14 protein-coding genes and 2 pseudogenes (1 of these 16 running past the window's edge) are annotated in these 23790 nt (G+C 47.6%); 4 read left to right on the forward strand and 12 right to left on the reverse strand.

What is annotated here, in order from left to right; genetic code table 11:
• Window positions 1-202 carry the start of a hypothetical protein gene (locus tag P40081_RS30905; protein ID WP_042139906.1) on the reverse strand. 680 nt of this gene lie to the left of the window's left edge, so the window shows 202 of its 882 coding nt (coding positions 1-202); it begins with the start codon at window positions 200-202; its stop codon lies beyond the left edge, outside the window.
• A 217-nt stretch (window positions 203-419) separates the two neighbouring features.
• On the opposite strand from P40081_RS30905, the pseudogene P40081_RS39600 reads away from it, so the two are divergent.
• Window positions 420-677: pseudogene (locus P40081_RS39600) on the forward strand (cupin domain-containing protein); the annotation flags it as partial.
• Between the two features lie 90 nt (window positions 678-767).
• On the opposite strand, the gene P40081_RS30915 reads toward P40081_RS39600, so the two are convergent.
• The 6 genes from P40081_RS30915 to P40081_RS30940 all read right to left on the reverse strand — a co-directional run bounded on the left by P40081_RS30915 (window position 768) and on the right by P40081_RS30940 (window position 15381).
• Window positions 768-8150 carry a DUF5695 domain-containing protein gene (locus P40081_RS30915; RefSeq protein WP_081970265.1) on the reverse strand — a complete coding sequence of 2461 codons (7383 nt, stop codon included), beginning with the start codon at window positions 8148-8150 and terminating at the stop codon, window positions 768-770.
• Window positions 8151-8201: 51 nt separating this feature from the next.
• Window positions 8202-9071, reverse strand: coding sequence for a carbohydrate ABC transporter permease (locus P40081_RS30920; protein WP_042139908.1), 870 nt, complete (start codon window positions 9069-9071; stop codon window positions 8202-8204).
• Window positions 9068-10006, reverse strand: a complete 939-nt coding sequence (locus P40081_RS30925) for a carbohydrate ABC transporter permease (RefSeq protein WP_231575227.1) — start codon at window positions 10004-10006, stop codon at window positions 9068-9070. Before P40081_RS30925 ends, P40081_RS30920 begins: the two co-directional genes overlap by 4 nt.
• Window positions 10007-10079: 73 nt before the next feature.
• Complete coding sequence (locus P40081_RS30930; RefSeq protein WP_042139909.1) at window positions 10080-11489, reverse strand: ABC transporter substrate-binding protein; 1410 nt, start codon at window positions 11487-11489, stop codon at window positions 10080-10082.
• 292 nt (window positions 11490-11781) lie between these two features.
• Window positions 11782-14193, reverse strand: coding sequence for a hypothetical protein (locus P40081_RS30935; protein ID WP_042139910.1), 2412 nt, complete (start codon window positions 14191-14193; stop codon window positions 11782-11784).
• Window positions 14194-14334: 141 nt separating this feature from the next.
• Complete coding sequence (locus P40081_RS30940) at window positions 14335-15381, reverse strand: LacI family DNA-binding transcriptional regulator (protein ID WP_042139912.1); 1047 nt, start codon at window positions 15379-15381, stop codon at window positions 14335-14337.
• A 255-nt stretch (window positions 15382-15636) separates the two neighbouring features.
• Here P40081_RS30940 and P40081_RS30945 point away from each other — a divergent pair, with 255 nt between their 5' ends.
• The 3 genes and pseudogenes from P40081_RS30945 (at window position 15637) to P40081_RS30955 (ending at window position 17579) form a co-directional block, all read left to right on the forward strand.
• Window positions 15637-16032 carry a hypothetical protein gene (locus P40081_RS30945; protein WP_052422102.1) on the forward strand — a complete coding sequence of 132 codons (396 nt, stop codon included), beginning with the start codon at window positions 15637-15639 and terminating at the stop codon, window positions 16030-16032.
• Window positions 15998-16633, forward strand: coding sequence for a response regulator transcription factor (locus tag P40081_RS30950; RefSeq protein WP_042139914.1), 636 nt, complete (start codon window positions 15998-16000; stop codon window positions 16631-16633). The genes P40081_RS30945 and P40081_RS30950 overlap by 35 nt, the downstream gene beginning before the upstream one ends.
• Window positions 16596-17579: pseudogene (locus tag P40081_RS30955) on the forward strand (HAMP domain-containing sensor histidine kinase). Before P40081_RS30950 ends, P40081_RS30955 begins: the two are co-directional and overlap by 38 nt.
• A 91-nt stretch (window positions 17580-17670) precedes the next feature.
• Here the strand turns inward: P40081_RS30955 and P40081_RS30960 are convergent.
• The 5 genes from P40081_RS30960 to P40081_RS30975 form a co-directional block, all read right to left on the reverse strand.
• Window positions 17671-18657 carry a VanZ family protein gene (locus P40081_RS30960; RefSeq protein WP_042139915.1) on the reverse strand — a complete coding sequence of 329 codons (987 nt, stop codon included), beginning with the start codon at window positions 18655-18657 and terminating at the stop codon, window positions 17671-17673.
• Window positions 18654-19928, reverse strand: a complete 1275-nt coding sequence (locus tag P40081_RS30965; RefSeq protein WP_042139916.1) for an insulinase family protein — start codon at window positions 19926-19928, stop codon at window positions 18654-18656. The genes P40081_RS30960 and P40081_RS30965 overlap by 4 nt, the downstream gene beginning before the upstream one ends.
• The gene (locus P40081_RS30970) at window positions 19912-21747 is read right to left on the reverse strand and encodes an ABC transporter ATP-binding protein (RefSeq protein WP_052422103.1); all 1836 of its coding nucleotides are present in this window, start codon (window positions 21745-21747) and stop codon (window positions 19912-19914) included. Before P40081_RS30970 ends, P40081_RS30965 begins: the two co-directional genes overlap by 17 nt.
• Before the next feature lie 90 nt (window positions 21748-21837).
• Complete coding sequence (locus tag P40081_RS38855) at window positions 21838-22044, reverse strand: hypothetical protein (protein WP_144026189.1); 207 nt, start codon at window positions 22042-22044, stop codon at window positions 21838-21840.
• Window positions 22045-22138: 94 nt separating this feature from the next.
• Window positions 22139-23689: a radical SAM protein gene (locus tag P40081_RS30975; RefSeq protein ID WP_042139917.1), complete on the reverse strand. Its 1551-nt coding sequence runs from the start codon at window positions 23687-23689 to the stop codon at window positions 22139-22141.
• Window positions 23690-23790 lie beyond the last annotated feature (101 nt).

The following is a 23790-nucleotide window of genomic DNA, read 5'->3' on the forward strand; positions in this document are numbered from 1 at the left end:
TCTTCTCCCGGATATACGCCGATACCAAATGAAGCATTTCACGTTTCTGTTGTTGTGAGAACGAAAGTATGGATTCATAGCTGTCTCTCAGCAGCTTATAGAACCCCCCGGGTGAACAGGAGCAGTCTGCATACCGATCGTAATCGCCTTCAGCTGTAATCGGGACAATCTGATCGCAGAACAAGCAGTGTTTTTTAAGCATAACAATTTACCACCTCTTATGAATAGCTATCATCCTACCTTACCAAGATTGTTATGAAAAGTAGACAAGCAGATGTTTCCTTAAATGGAATAGTCCCTTCCCCGCCCAGCCGGATTTGCTCCCATAAGCTGCTTTCCAAGCTGAATCCCGCCTTTACCACGCTGGAGAATATCGCCCAGGCCCTGAAGTAGAACATCTCAGTTCCACCAAAAACGTACGGATGTCGATTGTAGAGTTTCCTCCCGGTGCCATGATCGGGGATGCCCCTCATGCGCATGAAGGACAGGAAGTGCATGTGGTCATTAGAGGAAGAATATACGCCGAGCAAGGGGAAGACGGAGCTGAGTTTGCTGAGGGTGATTCCTTTAGCTGGAACGCCTGTACACCTCACTTAATCAAAAATATTGGCGAGGAGACAGCAATCGTGCTGATCTCCATCTATACAGAGAATGAGAATGATCAGGAGCTTATATGATGTAAAAGCCCGCTCCCAAGCCAGTTAGGCCACGGGTGCGGGCTTTTGCCAATCAACAAGATGTAAATCAAGGCCGCTTACATAACTATATTACTGCTGTAAAAAAATCTTATACAGAACCTGAGCAGCTTCTGCTCTGGTTGTCGTCCCGCCAGGACTCAGGCTTTCATTCCCCCGCCCGTTGACGAAGCCCCTCTTAACCATTGCAGCCATATCGCCCGCTGCGTACTTTGCTACATTAGAGCCATCTGTAAATTTCTTGAGATCCTCAGCTGTACCGGCCTGCAGGGTTCTGCCTGCTGCCCGCAAGGCCCGCATGGTCAGCACAGCCATATCCTGTCTTGTAATTTCCGTGTCCGGCTGGAAGCTGCCGTTCGAGCCCAATGCGATTCCAAGCACTTTGGCGATTCCAATTTCATTATAATAGCGGTCTGTACGCTCAACATCACTGAAGTTTGTGCTATATTCCGCAGTAAGCTCCAGTGTCCTTACCAGCCAGGCCAGATACTCACTTCTTGTAATCTTGTTGCCGGGATTGAAGGTTGCCTCAGATGTTCCTTCAATGAAGCCTTTGGACGCCATCGTTTCAACCGCTGCCGCATACCACGAATCCTTGATTACATCATTGAAGCTCTTCCTGGTATACACAATTGCATATTCACCGGCATTTGCCGCTGTAAATACCATGACCTGCCCGGCAGCATCGTATTCAGCATTGTCGATCTGAACAAGCTTGCCGTTTGCATCAATATACGATACAGCTAAATATTTGGCGTTTGCCAATTCTTCAGCACCTGAAGCATATGGCAGTCTGATCTCTGCCGGTGCATTCAGGTTATTGGCTGCTACTGCCACCCCATCCATTTGGACAGCCCATTCAATAACAGGTCTGCTGCCAATCATGGCTTTTGCCGCTGGATCAAGATTGGAAGCATCCGCCCGGCTAAGTGTCAGTTCCACACCCTTGGCGCCCGCTCCTATACTCTTCAGCATATTGGAGGGCACTATAATTGTGCCGATTTCCGTAGCAACTTCTATCCTGATATTGCCTATAGCAGAGGCTAGTGCAGCTGCGGGAAGCTCAACCACATAGGCACTTGCTCCCTCCGCTTCCGGTATTTCCACTCTAACCGTCTTAACATTCCTGCTGTCTGCTTGCGCATGCTCCAGCGCCTTATTAATATCAGCCTGCCGGATTGTGGCCACTTTGGCTATACCGGATGCCGGATCCGCCTTTGGTGCCTCAACCTTAATCAAATGTCCTTCGACTTTGATGGTTACAGGAGTGGGCGATGGTGTCTTGACCGGTGCTGCAGCATCCGCTGGTGCAGATGTAGGCGCCGGTTTTGGCGTTGGTGTAGGGGTTGGCAATGGGGTTGGATCCGGCGTTGCAGTCGGTCCAGGGTCTACAGCAGGATTGCTGATGACGACTGTAAGGGATGGACTCGCATAATGAGTTGCCGTTTCCTTCATTCTCACTTCGTAGGTTCCGCTGCCAAGACCTGTAACCTCTACACCTGTGATGGCCGTCCAGCTGCCAGCGTCTCCTCCCTCTCGCCGGTATTCCATCGCCGGATTCACACCGGTGATCTTGCCGTCCTTAGCGCCGCTTGCACTGACATCCACACCTTTGACCTCTGTCCCGGCCGGCGGATTCTGTTCCTGCTTGGTTCCGTCAGGAACTACGATCAGGATCACAGAGCTTGGATTGCTGGTGTCCGTCCCGGCGTACCGGAGCTCATAACTCCCGGCTTCCAGACCTTCAATGCTGGTTCCGCTGACCGGGATGAATAGGCCGCCATCCACCCTGCGGTATTCCATATCGGCAGTCACATGGTCAATCTTCCCGTCGTTGCCGCCTGCCGCTGCAGGCGGCGTAATCACCAGGCCATCTGCTGATGGGGCATCTCTGTCTTCCTTGGCTTCATTGCGGATGTCCACAATTACCGGCGGGCTTGCTTGCAGCCCTTCTGCCGCCGCGTACCGGATCTGATAGCTGCCCGGCTCCAGATCACCGATACTTGTACCGGTAACAGGCACATAGTTCTCATCGCCAAGCTTCCGGTATTCCATGGTGCCGTTTACGCCCTCGATGATCCCCTTTGCTCCGTTATCCGAATTGGCGTGCGTGATCACCCACCCTCTTGAATCCGGTGCGTCCTGTTCCTGTATCTGCCCTTCCGGAATGATAACTTCCTTATCCAGGCTGGCACTCAGCGAACCGGTCTCCATATACCGGACATAATATTTGCCGGCGGTGAGGCCCGTAATCTCGGTTCCAGTGATTGCAGTATATTCTCCTGCGCCTTCCTTCTTATACTCCATTTCTGTGGTCACACCAGTCAGCTTGCCGTCATCTCCATGGAGAATAGATGGTGCAACCCCTGCGGGAGTTACCGGTGCAGGGCGATCAGGATTGGATGCGGCCTGTATAACCTCCCATTCCCACAGGCCAACGCCGTTATCGCCTGCCGCGGATTGCTTGGTCAGGGTAACCCGCAGTGCCTTAACCTCCAGTACGGAATCAAACGTATACGGGTTCGAGGATTCCCCCGGAGTATGGTCAACCACCTTGATGCCACCGGTTACCGTACCGGCTGTCACCCATTCATTGGTGACACTATCAAGCGGGATATAGGAATACACAACCTTAGTAGGCGGCATGATCCCGCCCGCATCAGACCACAGCACCAGGTTGGAGCTTTGGATGGCAGCACCCTGCGGCCATTCATATTGCACCCATTCCTCTGCACCTTCGTGGCCCCATGTTCCCCAGTGCGGGATGCTGCCGCTATCTTTCTTCCCGTCATTTACCGCAGCCAGACTCTCCCACGGTGAGGTGTAACTGGAAGAAGGATTCGCCAAGAAAGCCATATTGCCATCACGCGGACTGAGCAGACGCAGATCGGCCAGCAGTTTCTCAAGTGCCTGGGAAATTTCCCCGGCTGTGGCATTCATATTCTTGATCACAGCGGAAGCTTCCGCCTTCGCTGCATCAACCGGCGCAAGACCCGGATCTATAAAGTTTGAAGCATTTAATGTATTTACATAGTTATATACCTTAACCAGCTCTGACTTATCTGCCGCCCCTGTGTATCCGTATACCTTCCATTCCAGAATACCGGAGCCATTAACAGAAGGCTTCATGTCGATGCGGACCCCTGTAATATAGCCAGGCTCAAAGGTGGTTGTATTGTATTTATTAAGCTCGTTGCCAAGTCCCTTCAAGCCCCTCGGGGTATACCATTTCCCGTTCTCATCGCGAAGCATTAACTGCATATCCTTCGGACGGAAGTTTCCGCCGCCGTCCTGGAACACATAGACATCCATGGAAGAGGCCAGGAATGGCTGATCCCATTCATACGTCACCCATGCCGGATCTCCTTCTCTTCCCCAGTTATGCCATGCGCTGTTCACGGCACCGCGGTTCGGTGAGAAATCTGCCGAGCTCTTAGGGTCAATGCCGTTATTCATCGCTTCCGGATACCCGTCGCCGCCGGAGAAGCTGGCAGAGGCTTTGGCTGTCGGCGCCGCATTCTGCAGCCCTGTATTCACGACATATACGGTGACCCGTACCTCCAGCTCACTGCCTTGGACTGTACCCTTCGCTTCGAACTGGCCTGTACCCGCATAGCTGCCCGGATCAATTGCCTCCCAGGCAATTTCCCTCTCACTATATCCGTCCCCGGACAGAATATTCACCTGTCCGGGAAGTACCGGGGCGGTATCCTTCCTGGTCACTACACTGAGTGCACGGTAGGCATCAACGGTATCTTCCTTAATCTCAATCGTTACATCCTTGCTGGCTGACTTGTCTCCGTCTGCCGCAGTGAAGGTAAACACATACGTGCCTGCCTTGCTTACACGGGCATAAGCCACTGCTTTGTCGCCGCCTACAAAGGAAATGTCCGCTGCGCCATCCGGCTGTTGCTTAACAGCCCATGTATACGTCAGCTTGGACTCAGCTTCCGCACTGTGTACCGGATCTGGAGTTGCCGCGCCGGACAACACCACAATACTGTTATTGGCAACATCCTGGGCCGCAGTCACCTGGCCAATAGCCGGAGGCTGTTTCTCCGGCGGTGCAGCCAGCTCGAAGGTCACTTGGCCGGAACCGCTCTTCTGCCCGTCACTCACACTAAGCTTAACCGTATACGAGCCTTCTTTGGAACCGGTAGCCTGTGTAATGCTTGCCTTCGGATGATTGAAGCTCAGCTTGCCGCCTTCAGGCGTGCTGACGACTTCCCATGTGTAGGTCAGTTTCCCTTCCGGCGCGCCGTCATCGGTCACAATCCCGTTCAGCATAAATGGAATCAGTGCCTGCGGAGTTTGCGTCGCCAGCTCTGCAGTCATCTGCGGAGCTGCATTTTCGCCACCGGCTGACTTTTCAATGGTCAATTCAGCACTCGCCGCCCTGTCCATCTGGAACATCGCCACGCCTTTATTGCTCTTCACATAGAACTGCCCGGCAGCTGCGCCATTCAGCTTGAGGTTATAATAGCCATTCTCCATTCCTGATCCGTCGAACGTAATCCGCGAAGCATGCTCCTTTTCAGTAGGATTCAGGAGCTGCAGCGTAAATCCCTTGCCGTCTTTTTGAATTTGTGCACGTTCAATTTTATCGCTTTCCAGAGCCAGATAGATGTTCTCGTCGATCAGATTGATCCGCTTACCGAAACCGTCCTTAGGCGTAATGTGGTAGCTGACGCCATCGTCAGTGACCTGAGCGCCATATCCGAACAGTCCGAATACCGGATCTGTCACAATATCGGAGCTGATGCTTAGCAAAGAGCCATAGAGGCCTTCCTCAGATTCACCGGAAAAATCATTCCAGCCGTTATGCATGACGCGCGAGCCGCCATCGTATACGTCCTTGGTGCCGGTGCCTCCTTTATACATCGAATATCTCCAGGAGGTGCTGCCAACAGAATCCGCCGTGATTTGCCCCATGTTGACGGCATTGAAGTTCGAAAGCTTCGCCGCATAGTTGCGCTGCTGCGCAATCGCGGTCTGCTCCACGGACCTGCCGTCATCCTCATAGCGGAGCCAGTCATCCATAATGTATCCGGCTAATGACGCCGTATATTGGAAATTCCACCAGCCTTCGCCGCCGCGGAAGACCGGCACAGAGTAATGGAACCAGGTAGGCTGAATACCGCGCATGGCACGGGTTTTCCAGTCGGCCATTTCCATACTTGCCTCAGCTGCTTCTGCACGCCCGTCCGCAGGGTAGTAGGTACGCAGCGCCTTAGCTGCAGCATAGGCCCCTTCCTCGCCGGTATTATCATATTCAAATTCCGACCCGTAAGGATAATTGGCGTAAGTCATATTCCGTCCCTTATCGAGGGCAAACTTCTTCTGCAGATTGGCTGACTCGGCCGGCATTCCTTCTTCTTTCAGGGCTTCAATGATATCCGGAATCTGCTGCTCGCCATAGAAGCCGATGGCTCCGGTGGAAACACGCTTATAATAGATGTTATAAGCCTTCTCCAGATAGAACTGCGGAGATTCCCGGTACTCGATCAGATTGGGATACGCCTTCTGAATCCGGTACATATTGAAGAATCCGGTCGCTTCCATGATCTCGGAGAACGTTCGTGTATAAGGCTTGTCTTTATCGGTGTACGCACCGGAATCCTTCAGCCAGTTCGCAACGATATAACTGTCCTGCGTATTCTTCATGAACCGTTCCCACATGAAGTCAATCAGGTAATTCTCAATGGAGCGGATTTCATCGGGATCCGGAGCAAGGTAGTTCTTCATGGTCATGAAGTTGATGTTATCATGGCTCCAGTCATCTCCCCAGTGGCTTGTACTCAGGTCAATACCGCTTGTAAGATACCAGTCGAAGTAGTTGCCGTAAGTCGCACTTTCCGGGTCCTTGTCCTGTGTTTGCCCGGCCATAAACCCGGAATGGGCTTCAGAAGTGGCATCCAGCTCGGCCAGAACATTGAATTCATACTGGGTGAATTTATCCACCCATTCATTACCGGCCTTCAGCTTATACTCCACACGCACGCTGTTATTGCCGATGGAGCCAAACTGAAGGGAATAGATATGATGCTGTTCGCCATTCACAATCTTGGTCTCCACAAACTGGGACGATTCTGCGTAGCCCGCATTCCCGTCTGGAAGCCCGCGGCCGGTCCGGGAATTATCGACCATATCCTCCCTGCTCTTGCCGGGCTTGATATCCGGGATATGCGCTTCGTCAAACGGGTCATTCTCGTCCACATTCTGAATATCGATCGACTGTACGTCAACGATACTGTCATCATAGTGCAGATCCAGCTTCACAGGCATATTGATCGCTGTCTGGAAGCCCGGCACCGCTACGGCATCAATGATGCCTGACTTGTACAGGATGGACCGGAGGTTAGTCTCGCGGTCTTCCATCGAAGTTGAACGGTTATTCGGACTTTGGGCACTTTCCTGCGGCGTGTTGTCGCCGGCCCGCACCGCTGAGAATTTGAACTTATACGTCTTCTCCTCATCCGGTCCCAGCACCAGGCTGGAAGCATCGGTGAAGTATCCGCGGCCGGTTTTCTGGATGTCCTTGGAGTGGATATACAGAACATTCAGCCCCGGATACCAGCCACCGCTGTCGCCTGTCCAGTTCGCGAATGTATCCGCAGCACGCTGTTCCCCTGCTTCATTCATCCAATAATCTACATACTCGATGCGCGCGCCGCTATCCGGCACCGGGGTGAACAGCATGAAATTCCCTTCCCCGCTGGTGCGGATAGCATAGGAATACCCGCTGTCGGCGCCAGCGAAATTATGCACAGTCACACGGTCATCATAGGTATCAGATAAGGTCTGGTATTTATTATTCCAAGGCATTGGCAAGCCGATATCCCCGAATTCGATATACTGGCTGCTCTTGTTCTTCACGGTAATTTCCCATAGCAATGAACCGTCATCCGTCTCCATATCGAAGACAGACTTCACATCGAAGCCTTTCATCACCCGCTGGGCGGTAGAGTCCAGGTTCTGTCCGATATAATTGACTTCGACCCTTTTCCCGTCTGCTGAAGCCGTTTTGTCTATATAGGGGTTATCCGGATTGATGGCCGAATATTGCGTAGATCCCCCGGCGGCCAGTGTTTTATTGGTGTCTACTTCTACGAAGCCATCCCTGTTATCAGGAAATACTTCACTGGCACCGGTACGGTATGAAAAGAGCATTTCACCCATCCACTGGTGCTGGATCCCATTTTGCGGCGATGTAGTGTTAGGCAGCACGAAGTTGATTGGTTCCCCCTGTTTATTGGCAGGGTTATTGTTAATATACAGCTCCTCAATTTGTCCCAGATCTCCGACTTTGGCAGACAGGCTGGCATTGGAGATTTCATCCTTTACTGCGGTCACCGAAGCCGAAGGCGAAGCACTAACCTCCAGAGGCAGCGTTTGAAAGACCAGCAGCAGCGCGATCGCCAGCGGCCTCATTTTCTTAGAAATGATGGTCATCATAACCTCCTGTATACATGTCGTATGAACAATCCTTTGTACAAGGGGAACGGACTAATTCTTTAAGCCGGTAAGGGTAATACCCTCTACGAAATACCTTTGACCGATTAAGTAGAAAATGACGCCCGGAGCGAAGGATAAGCAGGTTGCAGCCATCGTTAAAGACCAGTCGCTCTTCAACTGGCCCCGGAAATTGGTAAGTCCAAGGGCTATCGTATATTTATCGCTTGAATTAATATAAATCATCTGCTGGAGCAGATCATTCCATAGTGTGATGAAGATAAACAACGCGACGACGATCATAGCCGGCTTGATGGCAGGCATGATGATATTGAACAGGATGCGGAAATATCCGGCACCGTCGATGGTTGCTGCTTGATCAAGCTCCCGCGGGATCGACATAATAAACTGGCGGATCAGGAAGATATTGAACGCACCGCCGCCGCAGAAATACGGAAGTATCAAAGGCCAATAACTGTCACTGAAGCCCAGCCCCCGCGTCCAGCCGATATAGAGGGGAATAAGCGTAACCATCGCAGGCAGCAGCATGGACCCCACACATAGTGCCCAGATCAGGTTTTTGCCGCGAAAACGCAGTCTTGCAAAGGCATATCCGCAGAGCGTAGCCGTAAATGTACCTGCCAGACAGGAAGGGACGATAATCACCATCGTATTCCATAGGTACTTCCAGAATTTAAATACCTGCAGGGTCTTCTCATAATTGGAGAACAGCCAGTTGTCCGGGATCAGCGAAGGCGGATATTTGTAGATCTCAGCGTTCGTCATAAGCGATGTGCGGAAAATCCACCAGATCGGGAAGATAGCCAGGATGGCGAAAAGGATGACGATGGCAAAAGTTATAATGTTCAGGGTTCTGTCTCTGCGTTTCCTGCTTCTAAGTCTGCCGTATGCCGCTGTGCTCATTTGTCATCGCCTCCTTCATTGTAGATCCACCGGCCCGATGTCTTGAACAACACTGTGGTAAAGACCGCCAGTATGGCAAAGATAATCAGCGTCGTTGCGCAGGCATAACCCAGCCTGTAATTTACAAATGCCTGATCATACATCAGATAGGTCAGGAACCGCGAAGAGTTGCCCGGACCGCCATTCGTTAACGCCAGCGCAGGTGTTACAACTTGAAGGTTGGCGATCAGGCACATCAACAGGTTGTAGAAAATAATCGGTGTCATACACGGAATGGTAATGTGCCGGAAGCGGTGCCATCCGCCCGCACCGTCCATTTCCGCTGCTTCATGGTAGACCACCGGAACGTTCTGCAGCCCCGCCAGAAAGATAACAATCAGGTTCCCCGCCAGCCAGACTGAGATCAGGGAGAGAGAAGGGACGACAAAGCTGGAATCAGCGATAAACAGAATTTTGTTCAGTCCCAGCTCAGAGAGGACATAGTTAAAGAATCCGAAATTCCCCTCGTACAGCCAAGACCATCCTACGTAAATCGCTGCAGCCGGCAGCACATAAGGCACATAGAACACAGCTCTGAAAAATCCCCTCGCCGGAATTTTCCGGTTCAGCAGCAGCGCAATAAACAGGGAATAAATCATGCTTCCGGTTACAGATAGCGCTGCAAAATAGATCGTCGAGATAATCGAGTCTTTAATGTAAGGATCGGTGGTGAAAATTTTGATGTAATTGTCCAAGCCAATGAACACAGGGCTCTTGAGTCCGGTCCAATTCGTCAAGCTGATGCCCAGCACACCGACAAGCGGCAAATACGTCAGGAAGATTAATCCCAGAAAAGCAGGAATCAAACAGATATAAGCAACACGCGCCTCGGCTGAAAAAATCCGGGAACGCCGCTTCTGCAGTGGATTAATGGTTTTCATCTTAATGGTTTCCATACCTTGCTCCCCACCTCATGGTTAGGGGGATAACCACCGCTTCCAGAATACCGGCGGTTATCCCCCTGCCCTATTATTGATTGCCTGTATGAGCCGCCTTCAAAGCCTCCAGATTCTTGGAGATCGCATCCTTGGCCGTTGTCTTACCGGTCCAGACATCTCCCAGTATTGATCCGAGCAGCGTATTAAAGTCCGTTGTATAGTTCGTATAGAACCATGCAGCAGGTCGCGCGGCAGGAGACTGCGCATAATCGACAACGGCTGACTTATATTCGTCATACGGAGGGAAGTTTGGATTCTCTACCCATTTGCGGGTAAGTGCTTCATCCTTATACCATTTATCCAGCGTTGGCATCCAAATACCTGAAGAGATGAGTTCCCAGTTGTTTTCTTCGGAGTTGTACCATTTCAGCCATTCCATCGCTTCTTTGGGATGTTTGGTTTGGGAGAATACCACATTGGCACCGCCTGTGCTGATGGTGATTTTATCCTTCATATATGGCAGTACAGCTACGCCATAGTTCAGTCCTTCTTCTTTTGCCGTATTCAGGCTGGTTCCTACATTCCATTGTCCATTAGTTGCCATAGCAACAGTACCGGCAATAATCGTGCGCTGGATTCCATCATCGGTCTGTCCGACGGACAACGGGGCAACATGATCCTTCAGGTACAGATCAGCTACCCGCTGAATAGCTTCAATGCTTGCATCCTCCCCGACCTTAACCTCTGTGCCATCTTCGGAGTAGAAGCCCCCGCCATTACTGAGTGTCCAGGCTTCCAGCTGCCACGGAAGATTCTCCACAGAAGCCCCAAACTGGACGATGCTCTGTGCATTGAAGCCATCCTCACCGGGATGCTTGCCGTTCTTATCATTCGTCAGCTTCTTCGCGGCATCTACGAATTGATCCCATGTCCAGGCCTGATCCAGTGCAGATGGAGGATACGGTACGTTCGCTTTATCGAACATGTCTTTATTATAGTAGAGCAGGAGAATTTCATTGGCCGCCGCATAGGCTACGGGCTTGCCCTGATATTTGTAGGCCAGGCTGTCCAGCGGCTTGCTGTCGCTTCCCTCGTACATGGCACTTACATCATTCAGCATCCCTTCAGAGGACCATTGAATGACTCCGTCTTCCTTCAGCATCCCTGTATCCGGCAGCTGTCCGGCTGTTGCAAGCGTATTCAATTTCGTCATGTAGTTCTCCCAGGGAATCGCCTGCACCTCCACTTCAATTTTATCCTGGGAAGCATTGAACCGGTCTGCCACCGCCTGGGTTGTATTCCCTTCAGCTGCGCTGCCCCACATAGAGTAAATAATTTTGACCTTTTCGGCAGATGCTTCAGGTGCTTTGGTAGCTTCTGATCCGGGTGACGATGTGCTTGTGTTATTGTCTGTATTAGCCTCATTGCCCCCGCATCCAGCTGCACCTACTAATAGTGCAGTCAGGATAAGACCTGCCCCTAGTTTCCTTCCTGTTCTCATAGCCTCTGATCTCCCTTCGAAATTAGCTTGAATTTGTATGTCTATCCATTTAACCCGGGCTTTAAAGTTAAACGTTTAACATAAAGTCTAAAACCATTCGAATAAAGTGACTTTTCAAGACATTCTTTACGCTGTTAACCACTCACCGTATAAATAACGCCAGTTTATTTTAAAGCCAATCTTTTAAGGAAGCGCTTACTTTATTATATCACCCGTAGTTTAGATTGAAAAACGACTATTTCAACCTATATTTATGAATTTTCAATCAGTGTAATTAGTTAAACGTTTAAATTTATGCTCGTTCAAACTTCCCCCCGGTAAACAATACACTCTTGAGGCTTTCCCCTGCCGTTGAAACGAATGACAGCCCTTGCTCCAGCATCACATATCTGGCCGGATATGCAGCATAGCTTGTAATCTCCCAGCCCTTCTCTGCCGGCTCAATCAACCCATTTACACATCGCAGCTCTCCTTCGCTATCTGTGTACAGATAGGTGGTTGAGCCAAAGCCGAGCAGATATGCGACGAGCTCCTCTCCCATATCCCAGTCGTCCCCTTCAATATTGGAGAACAGACTGCTGAATAACGGATCACTCGACTTCTTAAATATGGATTGGCCAAAGCGGTTACGGGAAAGCTCCGGCATATTTAAATTCGGGGCGGCAATGCTATACGTAGAAGCTGCCTCACCGGGCTTAAGCTTGCGGGTTGTTGAATGTACATTCCAATCATAGCAGTTAAACATCGCCATTGTTGCCCGGTAACCGGCTTCCAGCAGGCGTGCATCTCCAATCGTTTCATAAGAAGACCGGGCGGCACCCGCTACCAATCCTCCCCATAACGAATGCGTCATGAAGGATAAGGCCTCCCACCAGCGGTCCGGAGCATTGGCTCTATAATCATTGCTGAATCCAATATTGGCAATAATCAGCGGGGCATACCGTTCAGCTTCATCTGTTAAACCAGCCAGGCATAAGGCTTCACAGGTAAGTCCAAAACCGGCATTATCATAGAAATGCTCCGTCACGGCTCCTTGATACGCCTGCGCACCCTGCTTCAGCCCTTCCACCAGCGCTAACCATAGTTTGCTAAGCTTATCATGCCAATACGTTAATGCGTTCTTCCTCAGGTCCGCTAACAAATCTGCAATATACAGAATGAATACCCCTACAAGCTGCGATTCTTCCTGCTCACGCTTATTCCGGTGACACTCCGGGTCCAGCCTCATAGACATGACCTGAGCGGCCCAGGTCAGATACATTTCCGGACTTCCGTAATATAAATATGATTGATCAAATTTGGACAATAAATAATACACGTGGCCGATATAGTCAAAATCATATATACGGTAAAAGGACCCGTAAAGCGGTTTGGGATGCAGGAAATCCCCCTGTTCAAACCAATGGTATTTTAGATCAAGGAAAGCAGACAGCTCTACTTTTCTGACTTGTGCCGGTACAGGGGGCGATAGAAGATTCTTCATCAGAATGAAAGCTAATTTACCAAGCGATTCTCCTTGATTGGATAAAGGCAGAAATGAATAGGGACGGGTTACTGAGGCTGTATTAAAGCTGTTGTCACATAACCATTCGGCCCGTCTCTCAAGAATCTTATGAACAGGCTCGAGGACATTGCCGATTAGCACATCACATTTGCCGTTACTGAGCTGAGCAACCAGCTTGATCTCCCCCGCTGACTTCAGCGGCAGAACTGCGCGTAACCGATTAGATTTTGCTGCGGGAACGATTGTGAATTCACTTGAGATATCCGTCTCGTTAACAACGCCTGCTTCACCGGTTGCGCTATACATTTTTACCGACTGCAGCGTTTCCTGTTCCGGCAATTCTACTTCGGCAATAAATTTCCCTTCAGTAGTAGTAACGGACGAGTAGGTCCAGCCCGGATGTCCGTACTTGAGCGCTTTAGTATAGAAATCCGCCTGCCCATTAAATGTTGTAAACACAAATGACCATTCTCTTTCGCCATAAGGCTCTAAGGTGACAGGTGCGTAGCCGCCATAGATCCAATCACTGTCTGCCGACTGCTCAAGCGAGCTTCCATCCTCAATAAATGACAACCTGTGGTAGAGCATTCCATCCAGTGACGGGGAGACCTGTTCCAGAAAACGATTGACATAACTGCAATATGTACCAAAGGCAGCAATACGTTCCCCCGTACTGTATATAGCCAGATGAGGTGCCTCATTACTTCTGCGTACTGCTGCAAATTTGCTGAAATCCCCGCCGATATGCGGAAATACTGCGCAGGAATGCCTGATATTCCTCATGACATCACGATCACGGAACATGATATAGGCCAGAGAGAACCAGCTGTGAAATCCATTGATTCTGATGGCTGCTGCAGCTGGATTTGAACAACGGATCTTCCATGTCCATTCTCCATTGTTATTCAGCAGATATTCATATTGAACTTTAAATTTATCATGCACAAAGGTTACAGTAGCCGATGTATCACCTGCAACTTCAATGTAGGGCTGCAGGTTAGCGCTTTCAATCCGTTCATCATTAACCATAGCCGTCCACTGTCCAAAAGGCTTATGCTCCTGAGCGTAGCCGGCCTCCTGGACATAACCTGCATCAATTACCCAGTTCATCCTTACGGGATCATCTGTCATACGGAGGGATTCGACCGTTCCTTCTGTTGAGAGGTTTACTTCAAACGTATCATTACGAAGCAGTCTCAAGTTCTCACTCCTATCGGTTTAATTTAAACGTTTAGATTTCGGGTTAATATTACCACAGTGTAAAATTGCCAGCAAGCCATTTATCGCTGCTGCAGGTAAAGAGACTGTCCACTTCATGTGAACAGTCTCTTCCCGCAATTATTATTTAATAGAGGTTCTTGGCCCGGCTACAGAATCCCGCTCAATCAGTTTGCATAACGGAGGTTCCTCTATTGTCTCCTCATTTCCGCTAATCCTATTACATAGAGCCTTCATCGCCAATATTCCCATATCATGCAGCGGTAAATCCATCGTTGTAATTCTGGGATTCAGATAAGCGCTGAATTCCCGGTTATCAAAGCCGACAACCGACAGGTCCCTAGGTACGGAGATCCCGCGTTCAGCTGCAGCTCTCAGGGCACCGGCAGCCATCAAATCGTTCATCACAAGAATAGCCGTAGGCGGATCGGGCAATTCCATAAGCTCACCTAATAGCTGATAACCCGACTCTCCCCCCCAGTCGCCTACTTTGATAAACTGCGGGTCGAAATACAGCTGAAATTCCGTCAATGCTTTGTAATACCCGTTAAACCGCAGTCTCGAAGGGATCGAATCCATTAAGCCGCTGATGACCGCAATCCGGGAATGCCCTTTGCTGACTAAATACTGGATGGCATCATAGGAAGCCTGTTCATCATTATACTGAATAGAACACTCATTCTGCGCGTAGCAATACGTATAGACAATCGGCTTGTCATTCGTATGAATTAATCCCGTTAAATCACGGGGATGCACGCCAATATATACGATTCCTTCAACCTGATTGGATACCAGGTCTGATACCGCATTTTGTGCATGCTTCTGGTAGGCAGCGGTATCCGCATAATTGTAGCCTACCTTTTTTTGCAGCCGCAGGTTGGTTAACAGGATATGCATATCATGTTGCTCCGCATAATCATTTATTCCATCAATAATTTCCGGTGTATTAAAGACCGTTATGTCTTCCGCAATGACTCCGATCGTATTCGTTCTTCTGCTCTTTAGGCTTTGGGCAATTGCATTAGGCCTGTAATTAAACTCTTCAATTACCTTCAAGACCCGCTCTTTCGTCTCAGGCTTCACATTACGGGTACCATTCATCACATATGATACTATCGCGGTGGATACATTTGCGCGCAAGGCAATATCTTTAATTCCGATTTTCTTCATACCTTCACCCTATTTAAACGTTTTACATTGCGCACACATTGTATCATTAACACGACTTGACATTCAAATGTAATTTTAAGCCATGCAGAGTCTAGCCCTCCCCCGGTGTTCCGAAACATTCCGGCCCTCCCTTCAGAAATTCTTTAGAATTCTCCTACCTAATTCCTCAGAAATTTTAGTTAGTATTTCTGTATCGAAGTGAGCGAAGGAGATTCTTGCTGGCTAAGAACCCAGAAATCAATAGAGGAAAATCATATGGGAGTAAACGAAAATCACTTATTCTTACGAAGCTTTATCCAAGATCCAAAACAGGTGGGCAGCGTTACACCAAGTTCCCGATTCCTTGCACGCAGCATGGTAAATCAAGCACCTTGGTATGAGATTAAGGCAGTTGCAGAGCTTGGATCAGGCACAGGTGCGATTACCCGTATAATGAATACTAAGGTAACGAACACAACTAAAGTCCTGCTGTTTGAGATGGATACCACGATGAGGAATAACTTGAAAGCGGAATATCCTAACTATTCATGCCATCGTAATGCTGCTCATTTAGTAGAAACAATGAAAAATTCGAATATTGATGAGCACAGATTTATAAGTCCCTCAAACCTGGAGGATTATTTATCGCCTTTCAATATTCACTTCAAATGAAGAAGCAGATGGGCAGGAGGCGCTGGATGCTATAAAAACAACACCTGTCCAACTGGTCATTCTGGATGTCATGATGCCTCAAATGGATGGTATCACAGCCTGCCTCAAAATAAGGGAAATATCCAATACTCCAATCATTATGCTATCCGCCAAGCAGGAGGACATTGATAAAATTACCGGTCTGACTACCGGGGCAGATGATTACATGATCAAACCGTTCAATCCACTGGAGCTATTAGCCCGTGTAAAAGCCCAATTACGCCGTCAGTCCTTAACCGGGAAGGATGAATTCAATTCGTTACTTATCATAAAAAACCTGATCATCGATAAAAATAAACATTCCGTGAAATTAAACGGACTTGATATTTCTTTGACTCCAATTGAGTTTGCCATTGTAACTTTGCTTGCTACCCGGCCGGGACAGGTTTTTAGTTCGGAACAGATTTATGAGAGTGTATGGAAAGAGCCCTATGGATATTCTGACAATACCGTAATGGTTCATATTCGTAATTTGAGAGAAAAAATAGAGGAAAAAAAAGATCCAGCTCAATATTTTAATCAGAATGATACTAAGCTTAATTATAGCCGTTGCTATGAATAACACCTTTATTCATTTCGTCTTTAAGGTTGGAAATGGTATGGAAACGGAGTGGCTGGTAAATATATTTCCTTATTTTATTACTCCCTTCTTTACAGTCATATTCATTTCTACTTTTTTGTTGTTAACAAAGCGTATTGTAAAAGACTTAAAGATTTTGGAGAGAGGGCTTCAGCTGATTACCGAAGGTGACTTGAACTATCGGGTACCGGTTAACCGTCAGGATGAGCTTGGCCGGGTAGCTGTTAACATCAATCTAATGACCGAGCGTCTGCAACAGCAAATTGAGAAAGAACGGGAAGTTGAACAATCCAAGATGGAGATGATTACGGGGATTTCGCATGACTTACGTACACCTCTTACAAGTATTATTGGATATATTGAACTTCTTCGTGTTCAGAACACTTATAACAAAGCGTTTCATTTGAAGAAGCTGCTGGATGATTTATTTGAATACACCCGGCTTACTTCGGTTGACTCCCGGTTAAATCTAAGGAGAGTTGATTTGGCACAGCTATTGAATCAATTATTGTTTTAATTTGAACCGTTAGCTGAAGAAAACAAAGTATATCTTATCAAGGACATTCCTGTTAACCCGGTCGTTACCTTCATAGACATTGAAAAGATCGCCAGGGCCATAGATAATTTGCTCATGAACGCCTTAAAATACTCCTACACCCAGGGCAGCATTCATGTACGGCTAATAGCTGATGCTGAATACAGCATGATCGAAATTGAGAATAAAGGGACCCCTCTATCAGAAGAACAAGTGGACCGGCTATTTGAGCGTTTTTATAAGGTTGATTATTCAAGAAAAAGCGAGGGAATCCAAACGGGAGCTGGTCTCGGCTTGTCCATTGCCAGAAATATTGCCGAGCTACACCGAGGCGCTTTAACACTTAGACATATCCGTGATGTATTCACATTTCAATTAAGGTTGCCAATGTGAGACGACTATTGTGCTATTTTTTATCGAAGGATAACTGGGCACTATGCCATCTGATTACTCCAGAGAGCGCTAATCCATAGCATCAGCCTGTTTACTCCTTAAGAGTGACCAGCAGCACCTTGACGGTTGACTCCTGACTATCAGCATACCAGACTCTCGCGGCGTGCATGCTGCCCGCCTCCCCGTCCGGTAATTCCATGATAGCGCTGAGTTCTCCGGGCTTTTTCTCCTCATACCTGCTGATAATCTTAAACTTCAACAGACCATCCTTCTCCACACGAACATACTCAAAAAATATCCGCGTCGCTGCATCGATTGAAATCCTGTGATTCTCGGTTATGTACTGGGGTAATCCACTGTTCTCCTGGTCACTGGCCATAACTGTTTCAGATTCCGTCGATAGTTCAACATAATGCTCCTCCACCGCTGCCAGACTGCCGCGTAAATCCCCTTTGGTATATACATCTATCCCATCCAATTCAGGTTTATCCTCGGTTACATACTCTACTCCTGTATCCAGAAATGGCAGTAGTTCAGGTTGGACCAGCCCGACCGCCACGATCCCGCTGATACCTGAGATCAGATAGAAGACGACAATCGCCCCTAATATGCGTTGCCGCGAATGTAACACCAGGCTGATCCCCTTGTAGATAGCTGATCCCATCAGCCCGCCTGCAAAATTCAATATTATATCATCAATATCGCTGCTGCCCAGAGCCAGGACATATTGAATAATTTCTAAGGCCAGAGGAACGCTCAGCAGAATAATTGCTTTAGCACCAAACGATTTGCTGCTGCCCTGATAAGAAACCAATAATCCCAGCGGAATAAAAATAACGATGTTCCCCAGTATATTCGCAGCCGCCCTCATCCCGCCTGTTGTTCCATTATGGATAAACCCGGAAATCGTGTGGAAGGGAATGATATTGATGCTTCTCAGATTATTATCCATGTCAAACATAGCGGTTACCGGAATCGTCTTGAATAGAATAATTTGTATAACTGACAGCGCATAAGCCCCAAATAATAGAACCATTACAAGCTGCAGTACCCAGCCGCTTTTCCGTGTAGCTCTCATCGCATATCCTCTTCCCTTCCAACTAGAGCGGTTGCTTGGATATTTAACAATAATTCTGCGGCCTGCCTGACCTCTGCATACCCGATACTGTTAAGCGTATCCGTAATCTGCTGCATATCAAGCTCGTAGGAGAGCAAAGGGGAGCCAAGAATGAAGTGTTCCACACATTCCTCCAATAACCCGTGCACATCCAAACTGCTGTGAAATTCACATGAGCTGTAATAATCCGCATACTTTTTCTTGTTTTTTTCAACCATACACCCAATATTGGGATCATTGACCAAACTGCAAATCGCCGTGTTAATAACTTCGATAATTTGGTGCGGAGACTGTACTCCCCGGTAAACAACCCTAAATTTGCAGAACTGCTGTAAATTAATGAAATTGATGAACATTGCTGCGAAAAAATCCACCGGACAACCGACAGACCTCAAAGCTTCGCTACAGACGGTATCCAGTTGTTCAACAAGAATATTCCGCAGCAGATCACTCTTCAGGGTAACCTCCACCTGGTCCGTGTGCTTCATGTAAATCTCAAGCAGGTTCATATCCCCCACAGTAAATAATTGTTTGGTTAACCGTTGACTCTGGGGGGAAGGATATTCTGCCGGCATGCCAGTATCTCTTGAATCCTTATGGCTTTTGTCCGCACAGAATAACTCAGAGAATATGGCTATGATCTCTCGCTGTATCTCCGTGTGATTCACCGCCCCAACGACGAAGACCGCCATTCTGTCCGGTTTGTACCATCGTTTGTGAAACGCGGTAACCTGTGTGTGGCTTGTATGCCGGACGCTTTCTGCATCGCCTGCAGGTATCCTTGACTGATAGAAGGCGTGTTCGAAAATAGTCTGTTCGGTCTCACTTTTGCCGGCTTGGCTCCGGGAATGAATTTCAGCCGCTATATCTTGTTTGATCGCTTCCAGAAACTCGCTTCGGATATAGATCCCTTCAGCAATCTGCCGCAGAATGAATAAACATTGCCGGATACTGTCTTCATGATTGCGGCAGCTAAATACATACACTGTCCGGTCAAAATCAGTCAATCCATAACTCGTATACTCCAGACACTGCTTATAATAACTATATTTATCAAAGTTCATATTCATGTGTTCAACGATATGAGCTATTCCGTTCTCATCTTCCCGCTGCTGCAGTGATCCTGTCTTCAGCACCAGACACAACTGAACCTCTTCAGCATCCAAATCCGTCTCCCGTACACCGTAAACCAGCCCATTGCTCAGCGTACCTGTGTTAATACGATCCTTCATGGACAAACAACCCTTCATTGTACATTTCAGCCTGAAATTTATATAGACGCGCATATTCGCCGTCATACCTCAGCAGGCTCTCATGGTCCCCGCTCTCAATAATTCCTCCATCCTTAAGCACAAATATTTCATCCACCAGTCGGATGGTGGAGAACCTGTGTGTGATTAGAATTGTTGTTTTGCCCGCCATCAGGGCTTTGAATTTCGTGAATAGCTCATACTCAGCGCTTGCATCCAGTGAAGCTGTCGGCTCATCCAGGATAAGAATACTGGAATCTGCCATGAAGGCGCGGCTGATGGCAATTTTTTGCCATTCCCCGAGCGACAATTGGGTAGCATTGGACCATTCTTTATTGAGTCTTGTGTTATATTGCTCGGGAAGCTGTTCTATGAACCGGTCCGCTCCAGCCTGCCGCGCGGCTTCCTGTACCCGCGCGAAGTTATCCGCGTCGTCAATTTCACCAACAGCAATATTTTTCTCAATAGTGAAGGGATATTTGATGAAATCTTGAAAGATGGCACCTATATGCTTACGGTAATTCTCACTTGAAATCTGTTGTAACGGAATCCCCCCCAATCTGATTTCTCCCTTGGTAGGCTGATATAATCCGAGAATCAACTTGATCAACGTCGTTTTCCCGGAACCATTTAAACCTACAATAGAATAGCTTTTACGCACAGCAAGGGTCAGGTTCACATCCTTCAGCACAAACTCTTCGCTGCCCGGATACTTGAAGTAGACGTGATCGAATTGTATGGTCTCAAAATTAACCGGGAAGGGATATTGTTCTGTATCAGAGGATTCCGGGCGTTTCTTCTCTAATAAAGAGAACAAATTCTGGATATACAGCCCATCTTCATACAGGGAAGAGAAAGAACGGAGAATGCTTTCCAGTGAATTCTGAAAATTGGAAAGTGTATTCACAAATAAAGATAAATCCCCGATCGTTAATTTCCTGGAGATCACCGTGATCAGAATATATATTTGGAAGCTGTAGGAGATTACATTCTCCAGCAGATTAGTAATACTGCTTTGAATGGAGAAATTTCTTCTTATTTTTTTATCTTCTTGCAGATAGTTGTCGAAATCAGACAGAATCACTTTTTTAAAGTACGGGTTCAGCCGGTTCACTTTAATTTCTTTAATATTCTCATAGGTGGTAAGTATGGATTTAAGATTGCCCAGCAATCTTAAGCGCTCGAACCGTTTCGTATAAATAGCGTAAAATTTGGCAGACATCTTGATGTTTAATAACAGAGAGGGAAGACAGGCAAAGAAACTTACCACAAGAACAATAGGCCCGAAATTCAAAAAAATCACTACAGCTCCTGCCATAGATGATACGTTCTGCAAAAAGGTAATCAAGGTTCTAAGAATATTCATCGAATGCTGCGATGATTCGTTATTCACTTTCTGGATATGGTCGAATATCTCCGCATCATCAAAATCAGCCATTTCCATTTCCGCTACTTTATCTAAAGTTAATTCAGTAATGTGTTTATTCATATAATCCGCTTGGTTAGATTCGAAGTATTTGCATATATTGTAAATCACATGGTTGAATTGTGTATATAACATATGGATCACGATCCATAATACCGGAGTGGATATGTTACCGCTCTGCAACGCCACAACAACACTGTCCAGGAAATACTTCCAGATTACCGTAGTGACAGGAACAGCCAGTCCCGCAACCAGATTAAATATAAATAAGCAGATCAGGGTAGTAGAAGAGCTGCCCCATAGGAGCACAGTAACCTTCCCCAGCAGCCTGCAGTAATCCCGGCAAATCTTAAACTTGGCAGATACTACACTCATACTTAATCTCCTATGGTAAAAATTATTAAACAGAGCCCCTACCTCATCTCAGGAATAGTGGCTCTGTTTCATATGATGCTGTGGAATAAATTAGGCCTGACGCGCTACTGCACTGTTAGCTGAACTATTTTCGCTTCCTCCAGAACATTGACAGTTACAATTTCCGCCATCAAATTTTGCTGCAAAGAACGAAACTACTGCAAACCCAGAACAAATACAGCCTGACATAGGGTCCATGCCATAGAATGCTTGTGAATCCATTTTGGTTGTTCTGCCTACCGGATTAATCAGTTTCATCTTGATCACAACTCCTCAGGTCATTGAAATTTATAGGAATAACACCCTGCCTGTCGTCACATGAAGAGCGTTATTGCTACCATGTTTACCACAATTACGATACGGTTAGCTCATTGAAATACTCCAGTTTCTCAGGACTCTTCTCGATTAATTGATGATACCGTTTCAGCGACATTTTCATGGAGGCCCTTTCGCCGTAACATTGAGATTGTTTCTTCTCCTCATCCAAGCCGTTTTCCTGATAACAAGGCGCATAACAGATACTGCACAGGCGGGCTGCCCAGCAATTGGAGCAATGCTTAATAGATTTTTCTGTGTATTCTTCGAAGTAATATTTATTTAAGGCATCGATATCAATTCCTGCCTCCACATCCCCTATATAGGGTGAATTAGCCATTTTTTCGCACACCTTAAATTTACCGTCAGTGGTTACATAGAGCCTTCTCCGGCCGGGAATACAGCATCCATTCATGCGGATTCCCAATAAGGGTTCATCGGTAATCACTCTGTTGTGAATTCTCAGCAATTTATTCTGGCTTAGCTCTTTGGCCAGGCCTCTTTCATCCTGATCAGAATCCAGCGTATATTCAGCCCATTTGCCTAATGGATCGGTTCGTTCATCATCACTATAGAACTCCCCATCCCCTAGAGTTGTCTTCACATGTCCCAGCTTGGACCAGTCAAGCGTTCCCGTATCGACATATGAACAATCAATTTTAGTGTCCTTGGGCAGCCACTCCAGCGTCTTGAAGAAGTCATTCACCTCATCAAACCGTGGCTTACTGTAGGGCGGACAGAGAACCGCATTAATCCCCAGCTTATGCCGCGCCTTCCCCTCGAATGCCTTAACTAACCGTTTAAGCCCCCGTAGAGCCTGATGAAACGAACCCTTTCCCCCCACCGTTACGCGGAAGTAATCATGAACATGCTCCGGTCCATCCAGGCTGCACAAGACCGAACACTGATCCAGCGTTGCCAGATAAGCAGCAATTTCATCAGTGACCAGTGTTAAGTTGGTAGTGAAAGAGACAGGGATGTTCACACCAGGCATAACGGATTTGCTATATTCGATGCATTGCTTCATCAGCTTAAAGTTAACCAGCGGCTCCCCTCCGTAAAATGTAAGCGCCAGCTCTTTGCCCACGTTATGCGAGATATAATCGAGCGCTTTCCGGGCAACCTCCCAATCCATGTCCTGCTTGGAGAAATTGCGGGTGTCCACGTTATCTTCCTGATAAAGACAATATTTGCATCTCAGATTGCATTTCTCAGTCAGTTCTATAATGATTTGTTCAATGCCGCCCTGTATGATCCCCGGCAGCTCAGCTTTCTCCGGTATGACAAAACTTTTGAATTCAGGCGCCTGCAGGATTTTTTCTTGCTCCACCAGCAACAATATAGTATCCAGTGCCTTCGTCAACGCTCTCTCCTCCAGCTCCAGTCCGGTTATTTCAGCAGGGTCTGAGGTATTGAGCAAACATGCAAGCACCGCATATTCCGCGGGATCACAGGCAAATACTTTACCTGTCCCCGTATCATAGAAATACTGATTGTCTTCTGTTTCAAAGACGGTTCCTAAACGGGACCAATAAGCCGTATGTAAGTTTTCCAAGAAAGCAATTGCGTTCTTTGTTTCATAGCCCATAGTGAGATAAATGCCTCCTTCATAATCATGGGTTTTTGGTGAATTATTTCACAATATTAAGCTAAAACCATCTATTCATTTGCGTAACACTCTGTTTTTCT

The sequence above is a fragment of the Paenibacillus sp. FSL P4-0081 genome, assembly GCF_000758565.1.
Lineage (GTDB): Bacteria > Bacillota > Bacilli > Paenibacillales > Paenibacillaceae > Paenibacillus_AQ > Paenibacillus_AQ phytohabitans.